Here is a 17,366-nt window from a genome sequence, read left to right on the forward strand (position 1 = left end):
TATCTATATTTTTTTATTACCAAAATTATTATTTCTTACAAACTGTTACCATTGCAGGTCTTATTACTTTTCCTTTCATTGTGTAACCTTTCTGTAAAACTTTTACTATTTCATCATTTTTAAAATCATCATTTGCTTCAACTGCAACAGCATTATGGTACATTGGATCAAATGCTCCTTCAGCTTTAATCTCTTCAACTCCTTCTGAAGTCATAAGATCTTTTAAATTTCTAACTATCATTTCAACACCTTGTAAAAGTGAGTCAAAATTCTTACTTTCAACTGAAGACTCTATAGCTCTTTCAAGATTATCTAAACTTCCTAAAAATTGAGTTATAATTTTTTCAGAAGCAAATTTTTTAAGTTCTTCAACTTCTTTTTCTTTTCTTTTAGTAAAGTTTTGAAAATCTGCTTGTTTTCTTAAATAATCATTTTTCAAACCTTCTATTTCAAGCTTTAATTTTTCTATTTCTTCATTATTATGTTTGTGTCCATGTTTTCCACAACAACTGTGTCCTCCATGCTTGTGTTCATGATTTTCTTCTTTTACTTCATTTTTTTCTTCAACTTTCTCATCTACAACTTCCGTAGCTTCTTTTATTTCTTCTTCATTTTTTATGTCTTGCATTACACCCTCCTCAAGCTATTTTTTTATTTTTTCCATAGAATTTATTACTTTATTAACTTCCCTACTAACATGATTTATAAGTCCCATAGTCTTAGAGTAAGCCATTCTTTTTGGCCCCATAACTCCAATAATTCCTTGAGAACCTCCTATATCATATATTGAATAAACGAAACTAAAATCTTCAAGTTCTTTTATTCCAAGCTCATCACCCAATATAACATTGACATTTGTTTTTGAATTTTCTTTAGCTTTTTGGTCTATTAATCTCTCAAATAGTTCTCTAATATCTTTTCTCTCATTAAAAAATTCCATTATATTAGCAATCTCAGATATATTTTCATTTTTTAACATACTAGGAAGATTATTAATAAAATATTTATTTAGGTCTTCCTCTTCCTCATTTTCATAAATAATATCAGTAGTTTCTATAAAGAATTTCTCTATGTCTCTAACAGAAATTTCATTATTTTTTATCTTTTCATTCAATTCCAAAGTTTTCTTTTCAAGTTCATCTTTTGTAATCGGGTAAGATAAATGTATATTTTTACTTTTAACTCTTCTGTCATCTGTTATAACCACTGCCATAATCAGATATTCATCTATATAAACCGTTTCAATACGACTAATTTTTTGATTATCTGTCTTTGGCTCTATTGCAATACCAGCATAATTTGTTAGACTAGATAATAAATTTGATGTTTTTTTCAAAACATTTTCAAGTTCATCAATTCTCCTGTTATATACATTATTTATATTCTCTATTTCTTCCTGAGTTATTCTTTCTATTTTTAAAAGCTCTGTTAGATAATATTTATACCCCATATCTGTTGGAATTCTACCTGATGAAGTATGAGTCTTTTCAATGAAACCCATATCTTCCAAATCAGCCATAACATTTCTTATCGTAGCTGACGATAGTTCAATTCCATATTTCTTTACTAATGTTCTTGATCCTATTGTATCTCCAACAGTAAGATAATAATCAACAATAGCATTAAGTACAAGTTTTTCCCTATCAGAAATGCTCATAACTCACACCTCTCTCTTTTTTTGTTAGCACTCATTTAAAAAGAGTGCTAAGATTTATAAAAACATAATACTACAGTATTTTTATTTTGTCAATAACTTTTTTATTTTACTATTTCTAAACTTGGAGAGTTTATAAAATCATAAGGAAAGACAAAAATTCCCCCATCTGAATCTATATCTAGTTCAATCCCCAATTCTTTTGCAGTTATGTAATATACATACCAAATATACTGAGAGCAATAAAACCCATTTGTGTCCATTTTATCTGTGTGTATTTTATAACTTTCTCCAAAATATTTTTTTATATTTTCAACAAGTTTTTTTCTAAATACATCATTCATATCTTTATATCTTAAAATTAAAAACTTTCTATTTTCTTCAAGCCAATAATTAAGATCTATTGCATAAGATTTTTCTCCAACTTTAGGATAATCTAAAACTAAAGTATTTGTCCCCATAATAGCTGCATGTCCAAATATACCTGTAGGATTTAATTCTTTTTCTTTTACAATAATATCTCCCTCCTGTACGTCTAACATAACAAAAGGGCCCTTAATTCCTTTCCATTCAACCTTTTCTTTTTTACTATAATTTTTTGTATTTATATTAGTACAAGCTGTTAATAATATTAAACTACTTAAAAGAATTAATTTTATTTTTTTCATTTTGACCCCCAGTTCTATTTTTATTTATTTAATATTTTTTAATTCAACTTTATTTTTATTATATCAGAAAACAATTATATGAGATAAAAAACTTTAATTTTTTTTAATTTTATGATAATATAAAGTCCATAAATTATTTTTAGGAGGATTATTATGAGATTTTATTCATATAATTACTTACTTTATAATATAGCAAAGTTTGACTGGTGGGGATTAATTTTTATTATTTTTTTAGCTTTTTGCTTTATATTTACAATATATAAATATTTCAAAGGACACAAAGATACTAAATATCGTGAGCTTGCAATAATATTATCTCTAGGTATAGTCATATTAATTAGTGTAAAAATTAGTCAGTATAAAATTTCTTCAGTAAACGACAATAAATATAGAACTGCTATTCATTTTATTGAAGTTGTTGCAAAAGATTTAAGAACAGACAAAGAAAATATTTACATAAATACATCTGCCTCTATAGATGGTGCTTTAGTGAAAGTTGGAACATCATACTATAGAGTCATTAGTGGTGATAACGGCCAAAATTATTTACTTGAAAAACTAGAAATGCACAATCCTAAAATTGAATTAATAGATATTGAGGTGAAAGAATGAGTGAGTTATCTTATATAGAAATAGCCCTTAAATTGCTTATGGGACTACTTTCTTTAATTTTTGTTATAAATTTATCTGGGAAAGGAAATCTTGCTCCATCTTCTGCAATGGACCAAGTCTTAAATTATGTATTAGGGGGAATTGTTGGAGGGGTTATTTATAATCCTTCAATAACTATTTTACAATATTTTATAATTTTAATGACTTGGACTATAATTGTTTTAGCCTTAAAATGGATAAAAACAAATAATCATTTTTTTAAAACAATTATTGATGGACAACCGACTGTAATTATAAAAAAGGGTGTACTCGATGTTGAGGCTTGCCGTAGTGTTGGACTAACAGCTAATGACATTGCTTTTAAATTAAGAAACAATAACGTTTATAGTATAAAAAAAGTTAAAAGAGCTGTACTTGAACAAAACGGACAACTTATTATAGTTTTACATGGCGAAGAAAATCCTAAATATCCTATCATTACAGATGGTACTGTTCAAACTAATATTTTAGAAGCGATTGATAAAGATATCGATTGGTTAACTACTAAACTTAATGAGCTCGGTTATGAAAATATTTCTCAAATATTTTTAGCAGAATATGAAAATGGTGAGATCTCTATTGTTAGTTATTAATTAATTTTCTACTTAAATTTATATTTTCCTATGGGATAAATAAAGTCTCTTGACAGCCGTATGAGTTCTACGAGCTCAATGAACATAGGCTCTTCGAACTAATACGGACGTCAGAGACTCATTTTGATATTTAAATTTATACTTTTCTTATAAATAAAAAGGTATTCATTTTTATATTATCAATAATGATAGTAGTAAATGAATACCTTATATTTTTTATAATTTTTTTTAATTTTTATCTTAGAATAATCCTGATATTACTCCGTGTTCATCTATATCTATAACTTCTGCTGATGGTTTTTTAGGTAGTCCTGGCATATCTATTATATCTCCTGCCATAGCTATAACAAATCCTGCTCCAACTGCTAAACGAAGATCGTTTATAGTTACTTTAAATCCACTTGGTTTTCCTAATAATGCTGGATTATCAGAAATTGATTTTTGAGTTTTTGACATACATACTGGAAGTTTTTCTAGCCCCTCAGCTGCTATTGTATCAAACACTTTTTTAGTTGCAGGTGCAAATACAACTCCATCTGCTCCATAGATTTCTTTACAGATTTTTTCTATTTTTTCTCTAATAGTTAAGTTTATATCATAGAAATAGTCAAATTCAGTTTTATTATTATCTATTGCTTTTAAAACTTTTTCTGCAAGGTCTACTCCACCTTCTCCACCTTTTGCCCAAACTTCACATAGAGAAACTTCTGCTCCTCTTTCATTACAGAATTTTTCTATCATGTCTATTTGTTCATCAGTGTCTGTTATAAATTTATTAATTGCAACAACTAATGGTAATTTATATTTATTTTTGATATTATCTATATGTTTATCTAGGTTTTCTAAACCTGCTTTTAGGTCTCCTTTTCCATGATGTTCTAAAGCTCTAACTGTTGCAACTATAACAGCACAATCAGGTTTTAATCCACCAAGTCTACATTTAATATCTATAAATTTTTCTGCCCCTAAATCTGCTGCAAATCCTGCTTCTGTAACAACATAGTCAGTTAATTTTAAAGCCATTTTTGTAGCAAGTATTGAGTTACATCCATGAGCTATATTAGCAAAAGGTCCTCCATGTATGAATACTGGAGTATTTTCTAAAGTTTGAACTAGATTTGGTTTTATAGCATCTTTTAAAAGAGCTGCAACTGCTCCTTCTATATGTAAGTCTCCAACTTTTAATAGTTTTCCATCTAATGATGTTGCAAAAACTATATTTCTTATTTTTTCTTTTAATTCAGTTATTGAGTTAGATAAGCAAAGTATTGCCATTATTTCAGATCCAACTGTTATTTGGAATGAATCTTGTCTTGGATATCCATTTGCTTTTCCTCCAAGCCCTATTACTATATTTCTTAAAGCTCTATCATTCATATCAACAACTCTTTTCCAAGTTATTTTTGTTATATCGATTCCTAAAGCATTTCCTGAATTAATATGATTATCAATACAAGCTGATATTAAATTATGAGCTATACCTATTGCATGCATATCACCAGTAAAATGAAGATTTATATCTTCCATAGGAACTACTTGAGCATATCCTCCACCTGCTGCTCCACCTTTCATTCCAAATACTGGCCCTAAAGATGGTTCTCTTATTGCTGCTGCTGATAATTTCCCAATTTTATTTAATGCTTGAGTTAATCCGATAGTTACAGTTGATTTTCCTTCTCCTGCTGGTGTAGGAGTAATAGCTGTTACTAGAATTAATTTACCATTAGGTCTGTCTTTTCTTTTTTCTAAGACATCTAAATTAACTTTAGCCTTAAATTTACCATATTGTTCAATATCGTCCTCTGTTAACCCTAATTTTTTAGCAATTTCTACAATATTTTCTTTTTTCGCTGCTTGTGCAATTTGAATATCAGTCATACTTTAAAACCTCCTAAAAAATATTTATTAAAATCATTTTAAAAATTAATTAAAAAATAATTTTTTACTTAATACAATAATATCATATTTTTTTATAATTTCAACTAATATTTTATTTTTTTTACTTTTTCTATACATTTCAATATCTATTCGTTTTAATTTTTACTTTTTTTTGATATAATATTTATAAAATAAATAAAATCTCCTGACAGCCGTATGACTCTTCCGAGCTCACCGAAATGCTCTCCAGAGTAATACGGACGTCGGAGAATAATTTTTATATTAAATTTATACTTTCCTGTAGAATAAAAATAAATATTTGAAAGAAAGTTTTTTTAAAAGGAGAATTTTATGGATAATAAAATAAAATTTTTAAATTTTTATAACGATAAAGAGAAATTTCCACCTAATGAAAGACTTTGGCTTTTCTGTATGCTTATGTTGATAGCAGGTTTTTTTGGTGGTTTTACTTATTCTTTAAGAGGTAAAGTTTTTGTTAATGCTCAAACAGGTAACCTTGTTTTTTTATCATTAGGACTTGCAACTTGGGACGTTCCTTTAATAAAAAATGCACTTGCAACTTTTTTTGCATATTTTTTAGGAATTATTATTTCAGAATTGATATCAAAAGAAATTAATAAAGTTTCTAATCTTATTTGGGAAAAATTTCTTTTGTTTTTTAGTTTCATTGTAACTTTGATACTTGGATTTATACCGGAAACTATGCCATATGAAATTACAAATTTCTCAATAGCTTTTACAGCAGCTATGCAATTTAATACTTTTGAAAGAGCACACGGTATGGGTATGGCAACTCCATTTTGTACTAACCATGTTAAACAAACATCTGCTAATTTAATAAGATATATTAAAACTAAAAATAAAGACAAACTAAGAATTTCTCTAAGTCATTTATCTATGATTTTATCTTTTGTTATTGGTGCTACTAGTGCTGTATTTTTTGGTAAGATTTTTCTAGGTAAATCTATATGGATAAGTTCAATACTTCTATTGATTACTTTTTATTATTTTTGTAAATCAACAAAATAAAGTCTCTTGACAGCCGTATGAGTTCTACGAGCTCAATGAACACAGCCCCTTTGAACTAATACGGACGTCAGAGACTAATTTTCTCTATTTAATTTTATACTTTCCTTATAAAAAATAAAATCCCTTAATAGTTGTACAAGTTCTGTGAGTTTATCTAACTCTCGGAACTGATACGAAGATAAGAGATTTTTTTTAATTTAATTTTATTTCTTTTTTATTTCAAAATCCAATTCTAATCTTTCACCATATCTTAATTTGTTTCTCATTCCTTGAACAACATCATCAAGTTCTGTTAAAGCACCTAAAATATTTTTTTCTTCTGCTGTGGCTTCAATTACTTTATTTATTCCACCATTTTTTATAACAATTCTTCTATCCCCCATAAGAGCAAGAATAGGGTCATGAGTTGCCATCAATACTATCTTATTGTTTCCAACAAGTAAGTCTAGTGCTTTTTTTCTATCTATACCTGCATTTTCTATTTCATCTATAAGAACTATTGGAGATGTACTCAAAATTGCAGTATCTGCTATCATTAATGCTCTTGATTGACCTCCACTCAAACTTGTTATTGGAGTATCTATTGTAAACTTTTCACCTGCAAGCTCATTAGCTTGATTAAATATTTTTTCCACTACACTTTCTCTATCTAATACAAGTCTACTTTCAGCATGTAAATCTATAAATTCTCTAACTGATAAATCCATTACAAAATTCATATTTTGTGAAAGTTGAGCAACTAACTTATAACTTGGAGAAAATCTTTTTTTTGCATCCATCAATTCTCCATTAACGAGAATTGTTCTTTTTGTTGGAGTGTCTCCTTGAGCTCCCCATTCTATATCAGCTAGTAGTCTACTTTTTCCAGAACCTGTTGGTCCTACTATGGCAACAATTTCTCCTGCCTTTATTACTAATTCTTCATAACCTTCTTTTTCTCCTTTTTTATTATATCCTGGAAGTAAAGTTATGCTTTCAACTTTTTGCTCTGTAACTCCAAGTATATCCAAAAGGTCAAAATCCATTTCTTCTAATTCATTATTATCTATACTCATTCCCTCTCCTTAATCTATACCTATGAATTGTTTCTATTATACTTATAATCTTAACAAGCTATTTTATTGCTCCTCAAAATTTATTTTTCTTATATTTCCAAGTTGATAACTACTTCCAATTCTAGTTTCTCCTAAGCAATATGAACATACTGCCGAAGGTAATGGAAATCTTAATTTTCTTTCTAATACTGTATCTATTTCTTCATTGTTATCCATTATTAAAGAACCAAATTCATAAGTTCCTTGTCCTGTTAAACCATTTATATGGATAATAGCAGCCTTTGGATTTACTGCTTGTACTCTAGATGCAAAAACCTCTCTTTCAGCTTGAGAAACTATATCACCTTTAGTTATAACAACTATATCAGCAAGTTTTAACATAGGTCCGATTTTTTTAGGAGTATTTATTCCACTTAAATTATCTATAACGCAAACAGCCTTAATATCTTTTAAATAAGGAGAACATCTATTACATAGTCCAGCACTTTCTGTTATTAGCAAATCTAAATTATTTGATTGCCCCCATTGAACAACCTCTTCTATGTTACTTGCAAAAAAATGATCTGGACAAACAGAACCTGATAAGCCTTTCTTTACAAGTATTCCAGCTTTTTCATACAACACATCGTCATCTGTGTACAAACAGTCAAATTTTACTATTCCTACTTTTATATTTTGTGCCTTAAAGCTCTCTATTGTTTTAATTATAAGAGATGTTTTTCCTGATGAAGGTGGTCCTGACACTGTTATTAGTTTCATTATTCTCCTGCTCCTTCTTTAAATGTTTTTTCACACTTTTTAATTAAGTCTCCCATATCGTTTGAATATATAAAATCCCATCCAACCCATAAAAGTGGTCTTCCGTTTACTGGATTTATAACATCAGGGTGAACACTCGGGAATAAACCTTGGTTTGCTAATGTATCTCCTACTGCTTTTCCACTCATAAATTTAATTATTTTATCCAATTCTTTAGCTTTACTAGCTTTAGTTAACATAAATATAGGAGAAATAATAGCTCCTTCTGCTGGCCATATAACTTCTTTTGGTCCTTTTTCTGGAACCATTTTTGAGAAGAAATAAGGCATAATTGTTACAACTGGCTCTTTTGCTTCTATCATTTGAGCAGGATGTAAATTTGAAAGTAAAGATCTTCCTAAATTTCTAACCCCTTCAAAACCAAATAATTTATATATATGAATAAGTATTGAATTAAACAAATCAAAATCAGCTATTGGTAAAGAAACTGATTTTTCAAATTCTGGCTTTAATAAGTCAGCCCAAGATCTTGGAACTTCTCTACCATTTAATCCATTTTTATTAACAATAAAGATAGCTGGTACAACACCCAACATTGAATAATCTCCATGTGGATCTTTTAATTGTATGTTGTCATTATTAAAATCTTTGTTGTATTCTTTAATTCCTGTCATATCTTTAAATATTCCTTGTTCCTTAAATTTTCCCATTAAATCTTTATCAAAGAACAAGTCAAAACCTGCAGAAATAAACATATCTGCTAATTTATCTACATCATTTTTTTCTATAACTTCTTCTTTTATCCACCCAAGTCCAACATAAGCAGATTTTAATTCATATTTTACTTTTATATCTTTATTATCTGATAAATATTTTTCAAATCCTTCAAGTAAAGGTATTCTTACTGGACAAGGAAGAAGTCCCATAAGAGAAGCTTCTTTAACTTCTGTATCTTCTCTATCAGTAGAAGCAATAGCTTGTTGCAAAATAGGAATAAAAGCATCTACATCTTCCTTTTTTATCATCATAGCTTTTTCCAAAGAAATATCTTTCAATTTTTCTAAAACTCTCGGATTATCTAAACCTTTAAATCCAATATTTGTAAATACAGGGATTGTTTCAGGATATTTTTCTACTATTGATTTTATTGACATTGATTTACTTATATACATTTTTTTATTCTCCTTATCTAGAATTTTTATTTTTATTTACATTTTCTTATTTTTTATTTCTTGATTAATTATACTACAATTTATTTTAAATTGTATGTAACATTTGTTACTAAAAAAATCAAGAATTTTATATATTTTAAATTTTATAAAATAGAGCTACTTATTTCATATATAAAGTCTTTTAATAATAGTATAATTCTCAGAACAGAATGAACATAAGCTCTTTAAACTAATGCAGATAGAGTAAAAAAGTCTCCTGACAGCCGTATGACTCTTCCGAGCTCACCGAAATTCTCTCCAGAGTAATACGGACGTCGGAGACTAATTTTCATATTAAATTTATACTTTACTATATAATAACAAAAAAAGAGAAGCATTAGCTTCTCTTCATTCATAGCTTGGCAAATCCATACTCTCCCAGGCCGCTTCCAGCCAAGTACCATCAGCGTATATGGGCTTAACTTCTAGGTTCGGAATGTTACTAGGTGTACCCCCATAGCTATTCTCACCAAGCAATTTAATTGTATTATATATTATTAATATATGCAAGTCTGAACACTTGAAACTATATAGTAGACTTAGGTTAAAACTACGATAATTAGTATTGGTCAGCTAAATACATTGCTGTACTTACACCCCCAACCTATCAACCTCCTAGGCTCGAAGGTATCTTAAAAGAATACTTATCTTGAAGTTAGTTTCCCGCTTAGATGCTTTCAGCGGTTATCTATTCCAAACGTGACTACCCAGCTGTGCCACTGGCGTGACAACTGGTACATCAGAGGTTTGTCCATCCCGGTCCTCTCGTACTAAGGACAGATCTTCTCAATATTCTAACGCCTACAGTGGATAGGGACCGAACTGTCTCACGACGTTCTGAACCCAGCTCACGTACCGCTTTAATGGGCGAACAGCCCAACCCTTGGGACCTTCTCCAGCCCCAGGATGCGATGAGCCGACATCGAGGTGCCAAACCCTACCGTCGATATGGACTCTCGGGTAGGATCAGCCTGTTATCCCCAGGGTAGCTTTTATCCGTTGAGCGACGACCCTTCCATTCGGAATCGCCGGATCACTATGTCCTGCTTTCGCATCTGCTCGACCCGTCAGTCTTGCAGTCAAGCTCTCTTATGCCATTGCACTCTATGGTTGATTTCCATCCAACCTGAGAGAACCTTTGAACGCCTCCGTTACTCTTTCGGAGGCGACCGCCCCAGTCAAACTGCCCACCTAGCACTGTCTCCGTGGCTACAAACCACAGATTAGAATTTCAGCATTGAATGGTTGGTATTCCACCGATGACTCCGATACAGCTAGCGCCATACCATCATAGTCTCCCAACTATCCTATACATGCAATGCCAAAACCCAATACCAAGCTACAGTAAAGCTCCATGGGGTCTTTCCGTCCTACTGTAGGTAACCGGTATCTTCACCGGTAATACAATTTCACCAGGCCTCCCGTCAAGACAGCGCTCAAATCATTACACCATTCGTGCAGGTCGGAACTTACCCGACAAGGAATTTCGCTACCTTAGGACCGTTATAGTTACGGCCGCCGTTCACCGGGGCTTCAATTCGGAGCTCTCACTCCTCCTCTTAACCTTCCGGCACTGGGCAGGTGTCAGCCCATATACATCGCCTTACAGCTTAGCATAGACCTGTGTTTTTGTTAAACAGTTGCTTGAGCCTCTTCACTGCGACCCTCAAACGCTTTCTAGCGCGTAGCTAGTAACATCTAAGGGCTCCCCTTCTCCCGAAGTTACGGGGTTATTTTGCAGAGTTCCTTAACGAGAGTTAGCCTGTCCGCCTTAGATTTCTCATCCTGACCACCTGTGTCGGTTTACAGTACGGGCAGTCATACATTAACGCTAGAAGCTTTTCTCGGCAGCGTGGGATTTGCGCATTAACCTTACGGCTATACATCACACCTTAAGTATAATCTAACGGATTTTCCTATTAGATCACTCTACATGCTTATACGGACACTTCCGTTCGTCCGCGCGCATACCCTTCTGCGTCCCTCCATCACAATATATGACTGGCACAGAAATATTAATCTGTTTTCCATTCGCCTACGCAATATAGCCTGGGCTTAGGTCCCGGCTTACTCAGGGAAGACAAGCTTTACCCTGAAAACCTTGGTCTTCCGGCGAGGGGGATTCTCGCCCCCTTTCTCGCTACTTATTCCTGCATTCTCACTTCTGATACCTCCAAAGTCGGTTACCCTTCTCCTTCAACGGCCTACAGAACGCTCTCCTACCAATCCTTACGGATTCCACAGCTTCGGTTTATAACTTAGCCCCGTTACATTGTCGGCGCAGAGACTCTCGACTAGTGAGCTATTACGCACTCTTTAAAGGTGTGGCTGCTTCTAAGCCAACCTCCTAGTTGTTTGTGAATCTCCACCTCCTTTCCCACTTAGTTATAATTAGGGACCTTAGCTGGTGGTCTGGGTTGTTTCCCTTTCGACGATGGAAGTTAACTCCCATGGTCTCACTCCTGAGCTTTTAAATTATGGTATTCGGAGTTTGATTGATTTCAGTAAGCAATACGCCCCCTAGATCATTCAGTGCTCTACCCCCATAATTGAACACTCAAGGCTGCACCTAGATGCATTTCGGAGAGAACGAGCTATCTCCTGGTTCGATTGGCTTTTCACCCCTAAACCTACCTCATCCCCCAACTTTTCAACGGCGGTGGGTTAGGACCTCCACTGTGTCTTACCACAGCTTCATCCTGGACAGGTTTAGATCACCAGGTTTCGCGTCTACGCCAAACGACTAAATCGCCCTATTAAGACTCGGTTTCCCTACGGCTCCGTTATACTTAACCTCGCCGTTTAACGTAACTCGCAGGATCATTCTCCAAAAGGCACGCCATCACCATTACTGGCTCTGACCGCTTGTAAGCACACAATTTCAGGTTCTATTTCACTCCCCTCCCGGGGTTCTTTTCACCTTTCCCTCACGGTACTATGCGCTATCGGTTAGTAAGAGTATTTAGCCTTATGAGATATGGTCCTCACTGATTCACACAGAATTCCTCGTGTTCCATGTTACTTGGGATCAAAGTTATACGTATATCGGAGTACCCATACAGGACTTTCACCTTCTACGGTTTATCTTTCCAGATAATTCTAGTTAAGCGATATACAATATTGAATAGCTTACAGTTCTTCAGCACTCTGTCCCTCAACCCCTTAAACGCAACGGCTGTATCCTTGACACGTTTAAGGTTTAGGCTTGACCCATTTCGCTCGCCGCTACTTTGGGTATCGTTTTTACTTTCTTTTCCTCGCGTTACTTAGATGTTTCAGTTCACGCGGTTCCCTCTTTCGTATTAAGACTTCATCTTAATAGATTGCTCCATTCGGAAATCCTAGACTCTTACGTTCGTTTGCAACTTATCTAGGCTTATCGCAGCTTACCACGTCCTTCATCGGCTCTTACTACCAAGGCATCCTTTGTGTGCCCTTAATTATTTTAACCTATTTTTTGACAGCTAACTCTAAGAAATTGTTAGAGTTAATTTTTTTCTTGTTTGTTCTACTATATAGTTTCCAATGTTCAGATAATGGTGGAGATAAGCGGGATCGAACCGCTGACCTACGCAGTGCAAGTGCGTCGCTCTCCCAAACTGAGCTATATCCCCATATGGTGCGTTTGAGTGGACTTGAACCACCGACCTCACGCTTATCAGGCGTGTGCTCTAACCAGCTGAGCTACAAACGCATTCAGTAATGTAAAGAACATTACCAATAGAATAGAGAAAGACATATACTCCTTAGAAAGGAGGTGATCCATCCGCACGTTCCCGTACGGATACCTTGTTACGACTTCACCCCAATCGCTAATCACACCCTCGGAGCATCCCTCCTTACGGTTAGGCCTGCTACTTCAGGTGCAACCAACTCTCGTGGTGTGACGGGCGGTGTGTACAAGACCCGAGAACGTATTCACCGCAACATAGCTGATTTGCGATTACTAGCGATTCCAACTTCATGTACTCGAGTTGCAGAGTACAATCCGAACTAAGAATAGTTTTCTGAGATTAGCTCCCCCTCGCAGGTTTGCGACTCTCTGTACTACCCATTGTAGCACGTGTGTAGCCCAGCGTATAAGGGGCATGATGACTTGACGTCATCCCCACCTTCCTCCTGCTCATCGCAGGCAGTATCGCATGAGTCCCCAACTTAATGATGGTAACATACGAAAGGGGTTGCGCTCGTTGCGGGACTTAACCCAACATCTCACGACACGAGCTGACGACAGCCATGCACCACCTGTCTTTAGGTTTCCCCGAAGGGACACTGACATATCTCTACGTCATTCCTAAGATGTCAAACGCTGGTAAGGTTCCTCGCGTTGCGTCGAATTAAACCACATGCTCCACCGCTTGTGCGGGTCCCCGTCAATTCCTTTGAGTTTCATACTTGCGTACGTACTCCCCAGGCGGATTACTTATCGCGTTAGCTTGGGCGCTGAGGTTCGACCCCCAACACCTAGTAATCATCGTTTACAGCGTGGACTACCAGGGTATCTAATCCTGTTTGCTACCCACGCTTTCGCGCTTTAGCGTCAGTATCTGTCCAGTAAGCTGGCTTCCCCATCGGCATTCCTACAAATATCTACGAATTTCACCTCTACACTTGTAGTTCCGCTTACCTCTCCAGTACTCTAGTTAACCAGTTTCCAACGCAATACGGAGTTGAGCTCCGCATTTTCACATCAGACTTAATTAACCGCCTAGACGCGCTTTACGCCCAATAAATCCGGATAACGCTTGTGACATACGTATTACCGCGGCTGCTGGCACGTATTTAGCCGTCACTTCTTCTGTTGGTACCGTCACTTTCTTCTTCCCAACTGAAAGCACTTTACATTCCGAAAAACTTCATCGTGCACACAGAATTGCTGGATCAGACTTTTGGTCCATTGTCCAATATTCCCCACTGCTGCCTCCCGTAGGAGTAAGGGCCGTGTCTCAGTCCCCTTGTGGCCGTTCACCCTCTCAGGCCGGCTACCCATCATCGCCTTGGTGAGCCGTTACCTCTCCAACTAGCTAATGGGACGCAAAGCTCTCTCACAGCGCATATAGCTTTCATAATCAAATGATGCCATTCGATCATAATATTCGGTATTAGCATTCGTTTCCAAATGTTGTCCCAAACTGTGAGGCAAATTCTTTACGCGTTACTCACCCGTCCGCCACCCAAACCGAAGTTCAAGTAGACTTGCATGTGTTAAGCATTCTGTCAGCGTTCATCCTGAGCCAGGATCAAACTCTTCGTTCAATCTTTTTTAAAGCTCATTTGCTTTTTTGTTTACACCAAATTTATGGTTGCTTTTTGTCTTTTCTCTATTCTGTTGTTAATGTCCTTTGTCACATTGACTTCTATAATGATATCACTCTTTATGGTTTATGTCAATATTTTTTTTACTTTTTTTTATTTTTTTCTTTATTGTTTTTTTCTTTTTTAATTTCAATAATTTTTACTATTTTTTTAACAAATAAAATAAATTTATTTTTTTATATAGATTAAATAAACTCTCTTAACAGCCATATGACTCTTCCGAGCTCACCAAAATGCTCTCCAGAGTAATACGGACATCGGAGACTAATTTTGCTATTTAATTTTATACTTTCCTATAGAATAAAAAAACTGTTACACACAGTTTAAACACTTATATGTAACAGTTATGTTAATATACATTTATTAATTTATATAAAAAATGTCATAATATACAAAATTATTGTAACTGAAATTGCCATAATCAATAAAAGAGGTAAAACAAATTTCAACCATTTATTATATGAAATTCCTACTATTTGTAAAACAACAAATATAAGACCGGTAGGAGTAATAAACATAATCATACCTTGTCCCCAGCTATAAGCATCTACAACTGTCGATCTTGGTATACCTACAGTATCTGCTAATGGAGCTAAAATAGGCATAGATAACACTGCTAATCCTGATGTAGATGGTATAAATATTCCTAAAAATGCATAAACAAAAAGTAGAACTACTGAAAATAATCCTCCATTCATTCCTGATATCATTTTTGATGAATAATACAAGAAAGTATCAGAAATCATACCATTTTCCATTACTATATTTATTGCTCTTGCTAAACCTATTATTAATGTTACTCCCACAACTTCTGATGCTCCAACAATAAAACTGTTTACAGCTTCTTTCTCAGTAAGCCCTGATAAAAACATTATTATTATAGCAACACCAAAAAACATTGCTGCTATTTCTTGGAACCACCAATCTAATTTTGACACTCCCCAAATCATAACTAAAAATTGAAATATGAAAAGTAATAATATTATTTTTTTTCTCCACGTAAATTTCTCGTTAGATTCTTCCTCAGTTTCTTTTAAAAATCTACTTTTTATCTCTTCATTTTCTTTATAGACTAAGGAAAGTTCTGGATTTTTTTTCACTTTCTTTATATACCTATAAATATAAACGAGGTTTAATATTGAAAACACAATTAAAGCCACAAATCTAAATTTTAACCCTTCATTAAAAGAAATTCCAGCAGCATTTGATGCTATTATTACCGAGAATGGATTCACTGTTGAAAACATACAACCTACAGCTGCTCCTAATAGTAGTGTTGCTGTCCCTACCATCGCATCAAAACCATTTACTAAAAATAAAGGCATTAAAATTGCATAAAATGGAATAGTTTCTTCCCAAAAACCAAATACAGTCCCACCTAAAGCAAATAAGAAAAAAGTAATAATTACTAATAAAAACTCTTTTCCTTTTGCTTTTGTAGAAATATTTTTCATAGCTATATTAAATGTTCCGGTTTTATTTATAATTCCAATTATTCCACCTAAAATTAAAATAAAAATTATTATATCAATCGAATCTACGATTCCTGTTATAGGAGCTGCTATAAGCTCTTTTAAATTTTGAGCTTTATTCTCTAATTTTACATATGTATTAGGAATAGCCATTGGCTTTTTTATAGCTCCATTCTTAAATTTATCTATATCTATATTTATCCCTAATTTGTTTAAAGTCTCTTGACTTGCTTCTAACTCAACATCTTCATCACTTTGATTATGAACAACAAAAAATTTTTTCTCTTGATTGTACGAAATTCTTGAATATTTTCCTGCCGGTACTATATGGGTTAACATAGTTACCACAATTAAAATTAAAAACAATACTGTATAAGCTGTCGGAAATTCAAAATTTTTTCTTTTCACCTATCACTCCCCCTTAAAATTATTTTTTAAAATACACGAAATTTTATAACTTTAAGGCTTGTTTGTCAAATGTTTTTTTACTTTGTAATTTAAGAAATAAAAATACAAAAAAAAGTATCTTAAAAACTATATTAGTGTTAATTATGTTTATTATCTAATATAGATATAAGAAGCTAATTTTGCTACTTATTTTTACACTTCCCTTAAAATAAAATCTCTTGACAGCCGTATGAGTTCTACGAACTCAATAAACACAGGCTCTTCGAACTAATACGGACGTCAGAGACTAATAAGTATTTAAATTTATACTTTCCTATAAAAAGAAAAAAACTCTCTACCTTTTTAAAGTATAGAGAGTTTTCTAAAAATATTATTCTTCTACTTTATCTTCATCAGAGAAAAACTTTTCTTTCACTACCTCAGTAATGTATTTTCTAAGTTCAGAACATATTGGGTGAACAATATCTTTATATTCGTTATTATACATTTTTTTTGAAGGCATAGCTACAAATAGTCCTTGTTCCCCTTCCATAAGTTTTAATCCATGAATGACTAAACAATCATCTAACGTTATGTCTACGTATGCTTTTAATCTTTCGAATTTGTCATCATCAATCTTTTTAATTTTTACATTTGTAACAATCATATTAA

General features: G+C 33.3%; 12 protein-coding genes, 2 tRNA genes and 3 rRNA genes. 3 read left to right on the forward strand and 14 right to left on the reverse strand.

Translation table 11 applies throughout. The annotated features are described in order from the left end of the window. Positions 1-28 precede the first annotated feature (28 nt). From grpE to BQ2505_RS03720, 3 genes are all read right to left on the reverse strand, one after another. Entirely contained in the window at positions 29-628 is a 600-nt protein-coding gene (gene grpE / locus BQ2505_RS03710) for a nucleotide exchange factor GrpE (protein WP_074016434.1), read from the reverse strand. Positions 629-643: 15 nt separating this feature from the next. After that, entirely contained in the window at positions 644-1,657 is a 1,014-nt protein-coding gene (hrcA, locus tag BQ2505_RS03715; protein ID WP_074016435.1) for a heat-inducible transcriptional repressor HrcA, read from the reverse strand. A gap of 101 nt (positions 1,658-1,758) precedes the next feature. Then, positions 1,759-2,322, reverse strand: coding sequence for a C40 family peptidase (locus BQ2505_RS03720; protein ID WP_074016436.1), 564 nt, complete (start codon positions 2,320-2,322; stop codon positions 1,759-1,761). Between the two features lie 153 nt (positions 2,323-2,475). Here BQ2505_RS03720 and BQ2505_RS03725 point away from each other — a divergent pair, with 153 nt between their 5' ends. Then, the gene (locus tag BQ2505_RS03725) at positions 2,476-2,934 is read left to right on the forward strand and encodes a DUF3290 domain-containing protein (protein ID WP_074016437.1); all 459 of its coding nucleotides are present in this window, start codon (positions 2,476-2,478) and stop codon (positions 2,932-2,934) included. Further along, positions 2,931-3,566, forward strand: coding sequence for a DUF421 domain-containing protein (locus BQ2505_RS03730; RefSeq protein ID WP_074016438.1), 636 nt, complete (start codon positions 2,931-2,933; stop codon positions 3,564-3,566). The genes BQ2505_RS03725 and BQ2505_RS03730 overlap by 4 nt, the downstream gene beginning before the upstream one ends. Positions 3,567-3,806: 240 nt before the next feature. Here the strand turns inward: BQ2505_RS03730 and BQ2505_RS03735 are convergent, their stop codons facing one another. Continuing rightward, the gene (locus BQ2505_RS03735) at positions 3,807-5,444 is read right to left on the reverse strand and encodes a formate--tetrahydrofolate ligase (RefSeq protein ID WP_074016439.1); all 1,638 of its coding nucleotides are present in this window, start codon (positions 5,442-5,444) and stop codon (positions 3,807-3,809) included. Positions 5,445-5,795: 351 nt separating this feature from the next. Between BQ2505_RS03735 and BQ2505_RS03740 the strand changes: the two genes are divergently transcribed. Continuing rightward, positions 5,796-6,494, forward strand: coding sequence for a YoaK family protein (locus BQ2505_RS03740; RefSeq protein WP_074016440.1), 699 nt, complete (start codon positions 5,796-5,798; stop codon positions 6,492-6,494). A gap of 203 nt (positions 6,495-6,697) precedes the next feature. Here the strand turns inward: BQ2505_RS03740 and BQ2505_RS03745 are convergent, their stop codons facing one another. From BQ2505_RS03745 to BQ2505_RS03790, 10 genes are all read right to left on the reverse strand, one after another. Further along, entirely contained in the window at positions 6,698-7,549 is an 852-nt protein-coding gene (locus tag BQ2505_RS03745; RefSeq protein ID WP_074016441.1) for an ATP-binding cassette domain-containing protein, read from the reverse strand. A 63-nt stretch (positions 7,550-7,612) separates the two neighbouring features. Continuing rightward, the gene (locus BQ2505_RS03750) at positions 7,613-8,308 is read right to left on the reverse strand and encodes a GTP-binding protein (RefSeq protein ID WP_074016442.1); all 696 of its coding nucleotides are present in this window, start codon (positions 8,306-8,308) and stop codon (positions 7,613-7,615) included. Next, complete coding sequence (locus BQ2505_RS03755; RefSeq protein ID WP_074016443.1) at positions 8,308-9,480, reverse strand: ABC transporter substrate-binding protein; 1,173 nt, start codon at positions 9,478-9,480, stop codon at positions 8,308-8,310. Before BQ2505_RS03755 ends, BQ2505_RS03750 begins: the two co-directional genes overlap by 1 nt. Positions 9,481-9,876: 396 nt before the next feature. Further along, positions 9,877-9,993 (reverse strand): 5S ribosomal RNA (rrf, locus tag BQ2505_RS03760). Positions 9,994-10,059: 66 nt separating this feature from the next. Next, positions 10,060-12,970 (reverse strand): 23S ribosomal RNA (locus BQ2505_RS03765). Positions 12,971-13,056: 86 nt separating this feature from the next. Next, positions 13,057-13,133 (reverse strand) — tRNA-Ala (locus tag BQ2505_RS03770). 3 nt (positions 13,134-13,136) lie between these two features. Beyond that, positions 13,137-13,213: transfer RNA gene (locus BQ2505_RS03775), tRNA-Ile, on the reverse strand. 56 nt (positions 13,214-13,269) lie between these two features. Further along, a 16S ribosomal RNA gene (locus tag BQ2505_RS03780) occupies positions 13,270-14,775 on the reverse strand. Together the 16S, 23S and 5S rRNA genes with 2 tRNA genes alongside form the textbook arrangement of a ribosomal RNA operon. Positions 14,776-15,203: 428 nt before the next feature. Continuing rightward, the gene (locus BQ2505_RS03785; RefSeq protein WP_074016444.1) at positions 15,204-16,715 is read right to left on the reverse strand and encodes a YfcC family protein; all 1,512 of its coding nucleotides are present in this window, start codon (positions 16,713-16,715) and stop codon (positions 15,204-15,206) included. Positions 16,716-17,085: 370 nt separating this feature from the next. Then, on the reverse strand, positions 17,086-17,361 hold the full coding sequence (locus BQ2505_RS03790; protein ID WP_074016445.1) for a SpoVG family protein: 276 nt from the start codon (positions 17,359-17,361) through the stop codon (positions 17,086-17,088). Positions 17,362-17,366 lie beyond the last annotated feature (5 nt).

Source organism: Fusobacterium massiliense, assembly GCF_900095705.1.
In the GTDB taxonomy this organism is placed as follows: domain Bacteria; phylum Fusobacteriota; class Fusobacteriia; order Fusobacteriales; family Fusobacteriaceae; genus Fusobacterium; species Fusobacterium massiliense.